The organism is Microbacterium sp. Leaf151 (assembly GCF_001424225.1).
GTDB lineage: Bacteria > Actinomycetota > Actinomycetes > Actinomycetales > Microbacteriaceae > Microbacterium.
On the sequence record NZ_LMOR01000004.1, the window covers coordinates 899,349 to 913,413 of the forward strand.

9 protein-coding genes are annotated in these 14,065 nt (G+C 71.1%); 5 read left to right on the forward strand and 4 right to left on the reverse strand.

The genetic code is table 11. The features are described from left to right. The first annotated feature begins 76 nt into the window (after positions 1–76). Complete coding sequence (locus ASF76_RS14905) at positions 77–1,468, forward strand: DUF6421 family protein (protein WP_055960202.1); 1,392 nt, start codon at positions 77–79, stop codon at positions 1,466–1,468. Positions 1,469–1,552: 84 nt separating this feature from the next. After that, positions 1,553–2,251, forward strand: a complete 699-nt coding sequence (locus ASF76_RS14910; protein ID WP_055959392.1) for an SDR family NAD(P)-dependent oxidoreductase — start codon at positions 1,553–1,555, stop codon at positions 2,249–2,251. A gap of 273 nt (positions 2,252–2,524) precedes the next feature. Here ASF76_RS14910 and ASF76_RS14915 read toward each other — a convergent pair whose 3' ends face one another. After that, entirely contained in the window at positions 2,525–4,021 is a 1,497-nt protein-coding gene (locus ASF76_RS14915; RefSeq protein ID WP_055959394.1) for an MFS transporter, read from the reverse strand. A 66-nt stretch (positions 4,022–4,087) separates the two neighbouring features. Next, positions 4,088–7,285, reverse strand: coding sequence for a DEAD/DEAH box helicase (locus ASF76_RS14920; RefSeq protein WP_055959396.1), 3,198 nt, complete (start codon positions 7,283–7,285; stop codon positions 4,088–4,090). A gap of 100 nt (positions 7,286–7,385) precedes the next feature. Here ASF76_RS14920 and ASF76_RS14925 point away from each other — a divergent pair, with 100 nt between their 5' ends. Next, a complete protein-coding gene (locus tag ASF76_RS14925) occupies positions 7,386–8,453 on the forward strand; it encodes a threonine aldolase family protein (RefSeq protein ID WP_055959398.1) in 1,068 nt (355 codons plus the stop codon). A gap of 144 nt (positions 8,454–8,597) precedes the next feature. Here the strand turns inward: ASF76_RS14925 and ASF76_RS14930 are convergent, their stop codons facing one another. Both ASF76_RS14930 and ASF76_RS14935 read right to left on the reverse strand, forming a co-directional pair. Beyond that, entirely contained in the window at positions 8,598–10,526 is a 1,929-nt protein-coding gene (locus ASF76_RS14930; protein WP_055959400.1) for a M3 family metallopeptidase, read from the reverse strand. A 46-nt stretch (positions 10,527–10,572) separates the two neighbouring features. Beyond that, a complete protein-coding gene (locus ASF76_RS14935; RefSeq protein ID WP_055959402.1) occupies positions 10,573–11,187 on the reverse strand; it encodes a DUF4916 domain-containing protein in 615 nt (204 codons plus the stop codon). 241 nt (positions 11,188–11,428) lie between these two features. Here ASF76_RS14935 and ASF76_RS14940 point away from each other — a divergent pair, with 241 nt between their 5' ends. Together ASF76_RS14940 and ASF76_RS14945 are read left to right on the forward strand one after the other, a co-directional pair. Further along, positions 11,429–12,097, forward strand: a complete 669-nt coding sequence (locus tag ASF76_RS14940) for an alpha/beta hydrolase (RefSeq protein WP_055959404.1) — start codon at positions 11,429–11,431, stop codon at positions 12,095–12,097. 307 nt (positions 12,098–12,404) lie between these two features. After that, positions 12,405–14,003, forward strand: coding sequence for an ATP-binding cassette domain-containing protein (locus tag ASF76_RS14945; protein ID WP_055960205.1), 1,599 nt, complete (start codon positions 12,405–12,407; stop codon positions 14,001–14,003). Positions 14,004–14,065: the final 62 nt, after the last annotated feature.

The following is a 14,065-nucleotide window of genomic DNA, read 5'->3' on the forward strand; positions in this document are numbered from 1 at the left end:
TGCGAGCCGTAGGTTTTCCGTTAGTATTTACGTTTAGCAGGAATATTTACCGCTTCGGACGGAGGATGCTATGACCATGACCACGCCCACCCGTGCCGCCGACGATCTGCTCGCCGGTCACGGCGTCGACACGGTCGAGCACACCCCCGCCTGGGCTCAGCTGCGGACCGCTGCGACCGCCCTGCAGGCGCTGCAGGCGAAGGACGGGTCGATCGACGACACCGCCGCGGCCGAGCCCCTCATCGACGACGTCATCGCCTCCCTCGACGCCCTCGCCCCCCTCTTCCCGCACGACGCCGACTACCTCACCGCCTCGGTCGCCGACTTCCGCCGCTGGCGCGCCGAGGGCCTTGGCGCTCCCGACTTCCTCGACTCCCTCGTGGCGTTCCACCCGCAGGAGCACCGGGTCGACGGCATCCGTCACCTCGTCGTGTTCCCCATGTACACGCAGAACGGCTCGAGTGAGAGGCACGTCGAGGCGGTGCTCGTCGAGGCGATCTGGCCGGAGTTCATCGCGCGGCTCGAGACGGAATACACCAACAGACTGTTCGTCTCGCTACGCCTGATCGACTTCACCTCGGGCTACGACACCAATTCGGCCGTGCTCTTCCCCGAGACGGTCGCCATGCGAGAGGTCCCCTCGTTCACCTGGGGCGCCATCTTCCAAGACCGCGAGGCCGCCCGGTACCGCCGTGTCACGCGCGCGGCATCCGAGATCACCAAGCTCGAACTGCCGGACGCCGCCGCCCGCCTGCTCGATGACCAGGACCTCGCGGAACGCACCTTCGTCATGTGGGACCTCATCCACGACCGCACCCACATGCGGGGCGACCTGCCCTTCGACCCCTTCATGATCAAGCAGCGGATGCCGTTCTTCCTGTACTCGCTCGAGGAACTGCGCTGCGACCTCACCGCTTTCCGCGAGAGCGTCTCGCTGCAGGCTCGTCTCTCGGCCCGCGACGACCTGGATGCCGCCGAGCAGGCGATGCTCGAGCACGCCGAGCTCGTGCAGTACGCGGTGATCTTCGACCGCATCTTCCGTTTCGCCATCACCGGCTCGCGCGTGCGCAACTACGACGGTCTCGGCGGGCAGCTGCTCTTCGCGTGGCTGCACCAGCGTCGAGTGCTGCACTGGACCGACACCTCGCTGGCGTTCGATTGGGACGAGGTGCCGGCGGCGGTCGTCGCCCTGGCCGACGCGATCGACGAGCTGTACTGGCGCTCGATCGACCGACCCAAGACGGCTCACTGGCTCGCCGCGTACGACCTCGTCCGCTCGGTCGTGACGCCCCACCCGGCATCGGTGTGGGCCCGCGGTCTGACGGATGACGTGCTCGCGGGACTACCGAAGGGCTACACCGACGCGGTCCTCGACGACGAGTTCCCGCTGTCGATGTTCTTCGAGGCGCTCGAGAAGAAGATGCGGCCCGTGATCGCGTCGACCGAGGGCATCCGCGGTACCGACTGACACGCGGCGGCCCTCGATGAACCCTCCCTCGGAGGGGGCTCGACGTGGGCGGCGCCGGGGCTCACACTGGAGAAGGGGCCGACGATGACGGATGCGGAAGCGGCGGACGAAGGCGTGTACGGGCGCCGGGTGCTGCTCGCGGGCGGGACGAGCGCGGCGGGGCGGGCGTGCGCGTGCGCCCTCGCGGAGGCCGGAGCGCACGTGATTGTCGTCGGCAGCGACGATGATCGGCTGGCCGCGGTCTCGGCGGAGGTCCCCGGGATCGCCGTCGAGCGCTGCGATCTGACCGACGCGGACGCCGTCGAGGGTCTCCGTGACCGCGTCCACGCCGCCTACGGCCGAGTCGACGGCATCCTGCACCTCGTCGGCGGGTGGCGGGGCGGCGGCGGCCTCGCCGGCCAGAGCGACGACGACTTCGCATTCCTGCTGCGGTCGCTGATCGCGCTGCGACACGTCAGCCGCGCCTTCGACGACGACATCCGCACCTCCGATGCCGGACGCCTCGCGATCGTCTCGTCGAGCGCGGTCGCCCGGCCGCTCGCCGGCGGAGCCAACTACGCGGCGGTGAAGGCGGCATCCGAGGCCTGGGTGCGCGCCGTCGCGCAGGGGTATGCCAAGCACGCCCGCGACGCGGGGCACGATCCGGCGGCCGCGGCCGTCGTCTTCCGCGTGAAGAGTCTCGACGGACTCGAGGACGCGCTGGCCGCCTCGTTCGTCGCGCTCTGGGACGATGACGCGGCGGCGTGGAACGACGTCCTGATCGACATCGCCGCGCCCGTTTGAGCAGCGTCGAGCGCAGCGGCGCAGGCGGCGGGGTGGCGCGCGCGGGGCGGCGGGGTGGTGCGCGCGGCGTGGATGACGCGCAAGCGCGGTAGCGCGCGGCGGGGGTGGAGGTGGTGCCGCGCGCCGGGCGCGGTAGCGGCGGCGGGTGTTGATGTGGTGACGCGCGGCGGGCGTCGGTGGCGATGACCTGCCGACGCCGGGGCGGGGGCGGTATCGCGCGGTGCGTGCGAATGCGGGCGTGCGGGCGTCGCTCGCCGCCGGTGCGATCAGCGCCTACGCGCGCGGCTCGTCGGACGCGGGAGCGGGTGCCGACCCGCGCATCCCCCGGGAGGCGGCCTCGGGTATCTCGGCGGCCGGCGACGCGTCGTCCGCTCCGTCGTCGTGGCGGTCGGTCGCCGGTTCGGCGATGTCGGCATTGACCTCTGCCGTCCGATATTGCTGCGACAGGATCCGATACGACCGGGTGAGGAAGGCGAGCGAGGCGGCGACGACCATCACCAGGCCCGCGAACACGAAGACCAGCGCGATCCCGCGCGACTGGCCGTCACCGAGCAGCCAGCCCCACGTCGCGCGCCCCTCCGAGCCCTCCATGTAGGGGATGATCGCGAACTCGGCGATCGGGGCGATGAGGAACGACGTCACGGGAGCCGCGGCCGACTCGAAGGCAGCGGCGAATCCGAACACCCGCCCCTGCGTGGCGAAGGGCACGACCTTCTGGATCACCGTCTGCTCGGCGGCCTCCACCGGCGGAATGAGCGCCATGTAGACCCAGATACCGGCGGCGTAGAGCCACCACCAGTCGCGGAGCACGAAGACGGCTCCGAGCACGCCCATTCCCATCACGATCCAGAGCATCGTGCGGATGGGGTTCTTGCCGAGACCGAACTTCGCGACCAGGCCACCACCGATGATGAAGCCGGTCGCCGTGACACCCAGCACCACGCCCCACACCTGCACGCTGAAGAGCTCGAGGCCGTAGGGATCCATCAGGGCCATGTAGACGCCGCCGATGAGGTTGTTGAACGTCGAGAAGATGATGAGGGCGAAAAGCCCGGGTGCCGCGCGGACGGCGCGGACGGCACCGCGGATGTCCACCATCGGGCCGGGCTCGCCGCCGGCCGCCGGTCGCTCCTCGGGGATGCGGATGGTCAGCAGGTGCATCAGAGCCACGAGCGTCAGGCCGATGGCGATCGCGAGGGTCCACCCCATGCCGAGGAACCCGACAGACAATCCGCTGAACACGCTCGTGACGACGAAGGCGAGCCCCTGCACCGTGCCGACGAGACCGTTCGCATTGGCATGGCGATCCACCGGCACGAGGAGGGTGACGGTGGTGGACAGCGCGATGTTGCGCATGTTCTCGACGACGGCGCCGGCCAGGATGACACCGGAGAACAGCCAGAACCACGGCCCGCCCAGATCGAGCAGCGCCGCCTCGGGGAAGGCCAGCCACAGGGCCCCCGCCACGAGGAAGGCCGTCAGGGTGACGAGCCCGGAGAACACCATGACGCGATGCTTGCGGTGCCGGTCGACGATCGAGCCGAATACCATCGCGAAGACGGCGAGCAGCAGCATGTACGCGCCGCCGACGATGCCGGTCGCCAGCACCGAGCGCGTCTCGAGGTAGACCCAGAAGGTCAGGGCGAACCATAAGAAGCTCGTGGTGACGTTGGCCGCGGCCGTGTTGACGAGCACCGCGAGAAAGGTGCGATTTCCCTCCGCCGGCGCGGCGGACGCCCCGGTGACGGGCGGGAGCTGTGCATCGGACATGGCAGTCACGCTAGACCCGACCTCCGACATCGGCCAGACCCCGCCCGCCGCTGCGCCCGGCTCGCGTCAGTCGAGCAGGCTGCGGATGTCATCGGCGGTGAGACGCGGACCGCCGGCGAACGTCTCGCCACCGCCGTCGACGCCCCCGTCGAGGACGCGCGAGAACAGGTCGGCCTTGGCCTCGCGCAGCGCGACGACCTTCTGCTCCACGGTGTCGGAGGAAACGAGTCGGTAGACGATCACCGGGCGCGTCTGGCCGATGCGGTGCGCCCGGTCGATCGCCTGGTCTTCGACCGCGGGGTTCCACCAAGGATCGAGAAGCACGACGTAGTCGGCCTCGACGAGGTTCAGGCCCACGCCGCCCGCCTTGAGCGAGACGAAGAAGGCGGGGTCGTCGCCCTCGCGGAACCGGTCGATCTCGGCCTGCCGGTGCGTGGTGGCGCCGTCGAGGTAGCCCGAAGGGACACCCGCATCGGTGCACCGCTGGCGGGCTGCGCGGAGGAAGCGCGTGAACTGGCTGAGCACGAGTACGCGGTGTCCCTCGGCCGCCGCTTCCACCAGCAACTCCTCGAGCGCGTCGAGCTTCGCCGACGGCGCCTCCCCCTCGTCGACGAGCGCAGGGTCGAGGGCGAGCTGACGCAGCATCGTGAGCGAGCGGAAGATCGCGAAGCGATTGCCCTCGGCATCGTCATCGAGCAGGCCGAGCAGGCGCTGACGCTCACGATGGAAGCGGCGGTCGTAGAGCTTGCGGTGCGCGGGATGCAGGGAGACCTCGACGATCGTCTCCTGCTTCGGCGGCAGCTCGGAGGCCACGAGGTCTTTCGTGCGCCGGAGCAGGAACGGGCGGATGCGCCGCCGCAGAAGGTCGAGCCTCGCCCCGTCGGAATGCTTCTCGATGGGGGTGCGGTAAAGGGTGGTGAACGACTCGCGGGTGCCGAGCAGGCCCGGAGCCACGAGTGAGACCAGCGCCCACAGTTCGAGCAGGTTGTTCTCCATGGGCGTGCCGGTGATGACGAGCGTGAACGGCACCGCCAGGGCACGGGCGGCTCGGTAGCCCCGCGAGGACGGGTTCTTGATCTGCTGGGCCTCGTCGAGCACGAGTCCCGACCACTCCACGTCGCCGTACTGCTCTTGCTCGAGCCGGAAGAGGGCGTAGCTGGTGACCACGACGTGCGCGCCGGCGGCGGCTTCGGCGACGCTGGTAGACCGGCGCGCGCGCGTGGCGGAGATCACCCTGACGTCGAGATCCGGGGCGAAGGCGGCGCACTCGCGCTCCCAGTTGCCGACGACGCTCGTCGGCGCGACGATCAGGAAGGGTGCCATGTCGGGATCTGCGTCGCGCGCGACCTCCATCATGGCGATGGTCTGCACGGTCTTGCCGAGTCCCATGTCGTCGGCGAGGATGCCGCCGAGCCCCTGAACGCGCAGAAAGTGCAGCCAGTCGAGACCGGTGCGTTGATAGTCGCGAAGGGTCGCCCGAAGCCCCACCGGCGGCGCGACGGGCGCGAGGGAGGCCTCATCGGTGAGGCCCCGTACGCGCAGCCACCATTCCGCCTCGTGCGCTGCGAGCAGGCCGAGTTCGGAGAGGTCGTCCCACAGACCCACGTTGTAGCGGTTGAGCTTCAGCTGGTTGCCGGGCCGATCGGCGAGGGTCCGGGCCTCGTCGATGACGGCGCGCAGCCGGTCGAACTCCGCCGTGTCGAGGCGCACGAACTCCCCGTCGCCGAGGAACAGCACCCGATCGCCGAGTGACAGAGCGGTGTAGAGGGCGGTGAAGTCGACCTCGATGTCGCCGACGCTCACCCGCGCGTTCAGATCGAACCAGTCGCTACCGTCGTCGGCGCCGGTGATCAACTGCACCACCGGGGCCTCGGGCGCCGCCCGATAGGCCAACTCCTCGCCGGTCAGCTCCACCCGGACGTCTGCGATCGCTCGAAGGCGGGGCAGCCCCTCGACCGCGAAGACCGCCGCGACAGCGGGGGTCAGAACGCGCGCCGGCGCCCTTCCCGTGTCGAACGGACCCGGGATATCGATGCGCAGGTCGTCGGCGACGCGAGCGACGGCGGCCCAGACCGCCCGCTCGTGTTCGTCGTGACGGCGACCGCGGGTGGGCGAGCGATCCCAGCTCGTGGCGAGCCTCGTCGACCCGTCGCGATGCTCCACGAGAACCTCGAGCACGGGGCGGGGCGCGACCGGCACCTCCACCGTGCCCTTGGGCGACACCACCGGCGCTTCGAGCTGCAGTCGCGGGAGGTACTCGCGCAGGAACGTGTCGGAACCGCCCTGGTCGATGGTGAGTGCACCGGGCCGCGCGAGCAGCCCGCGCACCGGCCCCGTCGCGGGCGTCGACAGGCGCACGAGGGTGATGCGCTCGCCCTCTCCGTCACGGTCGGCGACGAAGGCCACCGCGACCGCCGGGTCACCCACCACCCAAGAGGGGAGGCCGGCGGTCTCGTCGTCGACGCCCTGAACGAGCCCACGCACCTGGAGGGTCGAGCCTCGGCGGTCCAGGGCGACGGCGACCGTCGCCACCTCGTCGACGATGCGCACCGGGTGATGCGCGCCCGCCGCCGACACGAGGGGCACACCGGCAGCGACGACGGCCTCGAGTTGCAACCACAGCGAGTGCGGGGGGACGGCCGATAGCGGCATCCATTCGTCGGAGAGATACGCCCCGGAGCCCGATCGCCCCAGCCGCCCGAGGCTGTCGAGCGCGGCGCGCCCCCGTGGGTCGGCCGGCAGTGTCGCGAGCGCCGACCACCCGGCGCGGCCCTTGATCCACGTGCCGCGGGTGCCGCGGACCCCCGGGCGGGCGGTGAGGGTCAGGGCGGTGCTGCGACCGTGTCCTCCGCCGCGGCGGATCGCGAGGAACAGGCAGAGGTCGAACGCCGGTTCGTCGTCGACGACCGGTGCCGCCGAGAACAGCTCGTCGAGCGAACGCTGCCACTCGGGGCGGGGTGGACGACCGGCAGAGATCATGCGGTCGAAGAGCACGAGAGCGGCCGCGCAGGAATGCTCGCACTCGGGGCCGCGCCCGCACGAGCACCACCCTGAAAGCCGGGAGAAGTCGCCGGGAACCCGGAGCTCGAGGTTCTCGTAGCCCGCCGCACCGAAAGACTGCGCCGACACCACGAGAACTCCGCCGATGGATCGGGCGTCGCCCACCTCCACCGACCCGTAGACGAGGAGGCGGTCGGCGCGCATCATCGCCGACGACGAGAACATCTCGCCGGCGATGCTGAGCGCTTCGGGATCCAACCGCATCCCCCCATTGTCGTCGGGGTCACCGACACCCCGGTGCGCACGGGCGGCACGGTGCAGAGATGCCCCCTGGGGAGGAGCCGGGAAAAGTTACGCTGGAGGGGTGACATCCCTCCACGACACGTCCGTGCGCGGCTTCGCGTCCGACAACTATTCCGGAATCCACCCCGACGTCCTCGCCGCGATCGCCGCGGCGAACGAGGGCCACCAGGTCGCGTACGGCGAAGACGTCTACACCGCGCGCCTGCAGGAGCTCTTCACGGACCTGCTCGGCGACGGCGTCGAGGCCTACCCGGTCTTCAACGGGACGGGCGCCAACGTGGTCGGACTGCAGTCGATGCTCCCCCGCTGGGGCGCCGTGATCTCGGCATCCACCGCCCACATCAACGTCGACGAAGGCGGCGCGCCCGAGCGCGTGGGCGGCATCAAGCTGCTGACCGTCCCCACCGACGACGGCAAGCTCACCCCCGAGCTCGTCGACCGCGAAGCCTGGGGCTGGGGCGACGAGCACCGCGCACAGCCCCTGGTCGTGTCGATCACGCAGTCGACCGAGCTCGGCACCCTGTACACGGTCGACGAGATCCGCGAGCTCGCCGCGCACGCGCACGGCCACGGCATGCGCCTGCACATGGACGGCGCCCGCATCTCCAACGCGGCCGCCGCGCTCGGCGTTCCGCTGCGCGCCTTCACCCGCGACGCCGGCGTCGACGTGCTGAGCTTCGGGGGAACGAAGAACGGCGCGATGATCGGCGAGGCCATCGTCGTGCTCGATCCCGAGGCGTCCACGGGTCTGACCTATCTGCGCAAGCTCGACATGCAGCTCTCGAGCAAGATGCGCTTCGTCTCCGCGCAGTTGGTCGCTCTTCTCGAAAACGGCTTGTGGCTGCACAATGCGCGGCACTCCAATGCCATGGCGCAGCGTCTGCGGGCCGGCGTCGAAGCGGGACTCGCCGACGGTTCGATCCAGGGCGTGGAGTTCACCCAGCCGACGCAGGCCAACGGCGTCTTCGCGACCCTGCCGGCCGGTGTCGCCGACCGCCTCCGCGAGAGCTTCCGCTTCTACGATTGGGACGAGCTGCGCCGCGAGGTGCGGTGGATGTGCTCGTTCGACACCACCGAAGACGACATCGACGCCTTCATCGCGGCGATCGCTCGCGAGACCGCCGCCTGAGCGCACCCGGAGCTGGTGTAGTCGCGGCGACCCCGCACGAGGGCACGTCATCGTCCGTGCGACATCGACGTTGTACGAGGCGCCACCGCGTGAGCGCACCCGGGGAGCCGTGGCATCCGATTCAGGATGCCGCGGCCCCCTGCGTCACGAGCCCGCGAGCCAGTCGCGATACGCGTCGAAGGTGCTGTCGCGGCCCAGGAACGCCCGCACGAGGTCACGGGCATCGCGGGTGCCGCCGGGTTCGAGGATCTCCCGGCGGTATCGCGTCGCCGTCTCGACGTCGAAAAGGTCGTCGCCGAAGGCCGAGAGAAGATCGCGCGCGATCACGAGGCTCCACTGGTACGTGTAATAACACGCGCCGTAGCCGGTGAGGTGGCCGAATCCGGCGTACGAGTGCGAACCGTCGAGGGGTGTGACGGGACTCGCGGCCCGGTAGTACCCGTCGACCGCGGTCTGCAGATCCGCGGGTCGGTCGACGTGCAGGTGGTACGACGTCGTCGCGTGGCCGAGTTGGCGGGTCACCTCGAGGCCGCGACCGAAAGCGTCGGCCGTCCGCATGCGGTCGACCAGATCGGCCGGGATGGGCTGCCCCTCGTCGTTCACGGCGAAGGATGCCAGGGCCTCGGCATCCCATGCCCATTCTTCGAGCAACTGACTCGGCGCCTCGACGAAGTCCCATTCGGTGGCGACTCCCGTCCACCGTCCCCACTTCTGGTGCCCGCCGAGGATGTCGTGCACCAGGTGCCCGAACTCGTGGAAGAAGGTCACCACTTCGTCGTGCTCGAGCAGACCACGCGAGAAGTTGCAGAGCAGGACCGACTCGGGCAGCGTCCGCCCGCTGATGCCGGGGGCGAGACCGAAGCACGCGGCATGGTTGTACTTGCCCTCGCGGGGGTGCAGATCGAGGTGGATGCGGCCCAGTCGCTCCCCCGCCCGGACGACATCGTAGGTGCGCACATCGCCGTGCCACGAGGGGGCGTCGACGGGCACGTACTCGACATCGAGCAGGCGTCCTGTGGTCGCGAGGACGCCGTCGAGGACGCGGTCGAATCGGAAGTAGGAGCGCACGACCTGCGCGTCGACGTCGTACTCCTCGCGCTTGAGCGCCCCCAGCAGGTACCAGAAGTCGGCGATGGTGACCGCGTCGGCGTCGGGCGCGTCACGACGGAGGCGTTCGAGGACCCGCTCGTACTCCGCCGCGGCGGCGGGGGCCGCGGCCTCTGCCACGCGCTCGAGGAACGTCGCCACCGCGGCGCTCGAGCCGATCATGCGCGTCTCGGTCTCGTAGTCGGCCCAGTCGCCGTAGCCCAGCAGCGTCGCGCGCTCGGCCCGCCCCGCGAGCAGTTCGCGCAGGACGGGCTCGTTCTCGGGCCACGCGAGGTCGTTGTAGGCGCCGACGAGGGCGTGGCGCACCGCCCGATCGTGCGCGTACTCGCGCACGGGCATGAGATCGGTGTATCCGGTGGTGAGGGTGACCATGCCCTCCTCATCGACGGGGTGCTCGTCGATGAAGTCGGCTGGGAGTCCGCTCAGCGACGAGGCCGCCACACGGATCTGGCGGCGCCCCTCGCGGATGTTGCGCGAGAAGGCCAGCGACAGCTCCGTGTCGCGCTCGGTGAGCTCGCGCACTCGATCGCGATCGACGTCGGAGAGGTCGACGCCGCCGCGGCGGAAGTCGCGGCGCACGTGGTCCAGGAGACGCTGCTCGTCGGGCTCGAGGCCCGCGGTGTCGGCGTCGGCATCGGCGAAGACGCCCCACAGGTCGCGGTCGAGCAGACGGCGGGACTGCGCCGCGTCGACGGCCTGCGCCTGCTTCTCGGCGGCGTCGCGCACAGCGGCGTCGGGGTGCGACTCGCTGATCAGGTGCGAGGGGGCGGCCGCCTCAGCGAGCAGGATGTCGGCGTCGTTCCACAACGCGAGGCGCTCACGGAGCGTCAGGTCGGTCTCGGCGATGAGCCGCGCATCGATCGCGGCGACCCGGTCGAGTCGTTCACGCGGACGCTCGTCGGCGAAGGTACGCCACGCGTCGAGGTCGCTCGGCAGGGTCAGGGGTGCGAGGGGGAATACCGGCATCCTCCGACCCTAGGCAGGGCCACCGACACCGGCAATGGCCCCCGTTTCAGCGCAGGGCGCCCACCGAGGCGAGGGCGAGGCGGATGAGCGTCCCGCGACCGCCCTCCATCTCGTCGGAGAGGGCGTCGGAGGCCGCTTCCTGCGGCGACAGCCAGGTGACCTCGAGTGCGTCCTGGCGGGGCTCGCAGGTGCCGGTGACCGGCACCACGTAGACGAGCGAGACGGCGTGCTGACGATCGTCGTGGAACGCGGTCATCCCGGGGAGAGGGAAGTACTCGGCGACGGTGAGCGGCGTCGGAGACGGCGGCAGGAGCGGGAACGCCATGGGTCCGAGATCGTTCTCGAGGTGGCGGAAGAGCGCGTCGCGCACGGTCTCGCCATAGCGCACGCGGCCTGACACGAGGGTGCGGGTCATCTCGCCCAGCGGCGTCGCGCGCAGCAGGATGCCGACCTGCGTCACCGCCCCCATCCCGTCGGTGCGCACGGGCAGTGCCTCGACGTAGATCATCGGCAGGCGGCGCCGCGCCTCGGCCAACTCGACCTCGCTGAGCCAGCCCGGGTTGGCGTTGGGGTTCGCGGACGCGCCCGAGAAAGAGGCGCCGAGCGGTTCGCGCTCGTCGCCGTTGTCACCGGGTTCGGGGTCGGGGGTTCGCACGGGCATACCCCCTGTATATCAACCGTCGGTGCCGGATGCCGCGTGTCCCGCGCGCGAAGACCCGTTCAGCCAAGCCCGTCTCGGCGCCCGCGGGCTTCGCCGTCGCCGTGGACGGGAGGGGATTCGGGCAGCGGAGGGCGGAGTACCCGGCGAAACATCCTCCGTTCCCGGAATCTCCTCCCGTCCGCCCCGAGCGGCTCCACCCGCGCCGGGCGGCGATGTCGGAGGGTTTTGCCACAATGGCCGCATGAGCGCGCATCCCTCACTCGATCCCGCCGTCGTGCGCTGGTCGGTGCCCGTCGACGAGCGCGGCGACAGGCCCGTGCTGGTGCTCTTGCACGGCTACGGCTCCGACGAGCACGATCTCTTCGGCCTCGTGCCGTACCTGCCCGACACCTTCGTCATGGCGAGCGTGCGCGCTCCGCTGGCACCGCCCTGGCCCATGCCCGGGGCTTCGTGGTATCCGATCGAGGGACTCGACGGCCGTGATCCCGCGGCCGTTTCCGTCGCTGCGCGCGCGGTACTCGCCTGGATCCGCGATGCCGTGGGCGACGTGCCCGTGGGTCTGCTGGGCTTCTCGCAGGGCGGCGCGGTGGCGCTGCAGACCCTGCGCGCGGCACCCGACGCGGTGTCGTTCGCGGTCGTCCTCGCCGGGTACGCCGCGGGCGGCGAGCTGCCGGGCGACGCCGTCCTCGCCGAGCGACGCCCCCCGGTGTTCTGGGGGCGCGGCGCCGCCGACGACGTCATCCCGCAGGCGTTGGTCGCCCTCACAGCGCAGTGGCTGCCGGTGCACAGCCAACTGAGCGGGCGGGTGTACCCCGGGTTGACGCACTCGATCTCGCAAGACGAGCTCGACGACGTCCGGACGTTCCTCGATGCGCGGCTGGCCGAGAGCGACGAATCGACCGCGGGCTGAGGACGGCATCCAGCCGGGGGTGGGACGGAGCCGGGACGGACGAGCAGTCGTCGTCCAGCGGGCCATGGACGTGCCTCGGGGCGCCTCTCTGCACCGACGAGGCGGGGCCGGAGGGGTACCGAAACGTCCGCCGTTCGATTATCGTGGGCAGCCCTGTCCCCGAGAACGAGGTCTCCTCCGGTGAAGAACGTCGACGCTTCCGCGCCCCTGTCCGCGCGCTGACCCGTCGACCCGCCGTCTTCTCGGCCGCCCTCCGCTGACGCGGACGGGTCCGGTGTCCGCGCATCCTGCGTCCCCGGAGTTCGTCGTGTCATCCCTTTCCCCGTCTCTCGTCCTCGACCGTGTCCGCCTCGTGTGGCCCGACGGCACCGTCGCCCTCGACGATGTGTCCGGCGCCTTCGGCCCCGGTCGCACCGGTCTCGTCGGCCGTAACGGCACCGGAAAGTCCACGCTGCTGCGGGTCGCGGCGGGGTACCTCCGTCCCACTTCGGGCACGGTCACCGCGTCCGGCCAGGTCGCGATGCTGCCGCAGCGGCTCGCCGCTGACCCGTACCGCCCCGTCGTCTCGCTCCTGGGCGTCGAGAGGGCCCTCGGCGCCGTGCGCGCCATCGAATCGGGCGACGTCGACCCTCGTCACTTCGACGCGGTCGGCGACGATTGGGGCGTCGAAGCCCGCGCTCACGCGTTGCTCGCCGAGGCGGGCCTCCCTCCCGGGTTCCTCGACCGTACGGTCGGCGAGCTCTCGGGAGGCGAGGCCGTGCTCGTGGCGCTTCTCGGCATCCGAGAAGCCGGAGCGGCGGTCACCCTGCTCGACGAGCCGACGAACGACCTCGATCGAGACGCCCGCGCCCGCGTCACCGACCTTCTGCGTCGATGGTCCGGCGCCGTGGTCGTGGTGAGCCATGACGTGCAGCTTCTCGAGCAGATGGATGCCACGGCCGAGCTGTACGGCCACACCCTGAGCGTGGTCGGCGGCCCGTACAGCGCGTGGCGCGCCCACCGCGATGGGGAGCAGGATGCCGCGCTGCGCGTCGAGCGCGACGCGACGCAGGCGCTCCGACGCGAGCGCCGGGATCGCATCGAGGCGCAGGACAAGCTCGCCACCCGTTCGCGCACGGCCCGCACGGCGCAGGCCGAGAAGCGAGTGCCCGGCATCGCCGCGGGCCTCCGCGCGAGCGCGGCACAGGTGAGCGCCGGGCGCCTGCGCACCGAGATGCGCGGGAAGGAGGATGCCGCTCGGGCGGCGCTCGCCATCGCCGCGGCGCGGGTGCGCGACGACGACGTGGTTCGCATCGACCTCCCCGATCCGCAGAACTCCCCCGGCCGCCGCATCTTCTCGATCGGGGATGCGGACCGGGAGTGGATCGTGACCGGACGCGAGCGCGTGGCATTGGAGGGGCGCAACGGCAGCGGGAAGACGACGCTGCTCGAGCGGCTCGTGCACGGCGGTGGTGAGGACTCGGCATCCGTCCGCGCGATGGCGAGCGTGGAGCGCATCGGGTATCTGCCGCAGCGTCTGGACGGCCTCGACGACGGGGCATCCGTGCTCGACGACGTCGCTGCAGCGGCGCCGACCGTGCCGGTGGCGCAGCTGCGCGACAGGCTCGCGCGGTTCCTCGTGAGGGGTGACGCCGTCAGCCGACGCGTGGGCACCCTCTCGGGCGGGGAACGATTCCGCGTGGCGCTGGCGCGGGTGCTGTTGGCGGATCCGCCGCCGCAGCTGCTCGTCCTCGACGAACCGACGAACAACCTCGACCTCGACACCGTCGACCAGCTCGTCGCGGCGGTGCGGGCATACCGGGGAGCCGTTGTGGTGGTGAGCCACGACGACGCGTTCCTCGCGCGGCTCGACCTCGACCTCCGCCTCGAGCTCGCGGAGGGACGACTGCGGGAGAGCGGGCGGTGACCTCAGCAGCCCCCGTCGCCCCCTCCGCCCACCGGAGGACCCGCGCTCCGCCGCCGGGGGGA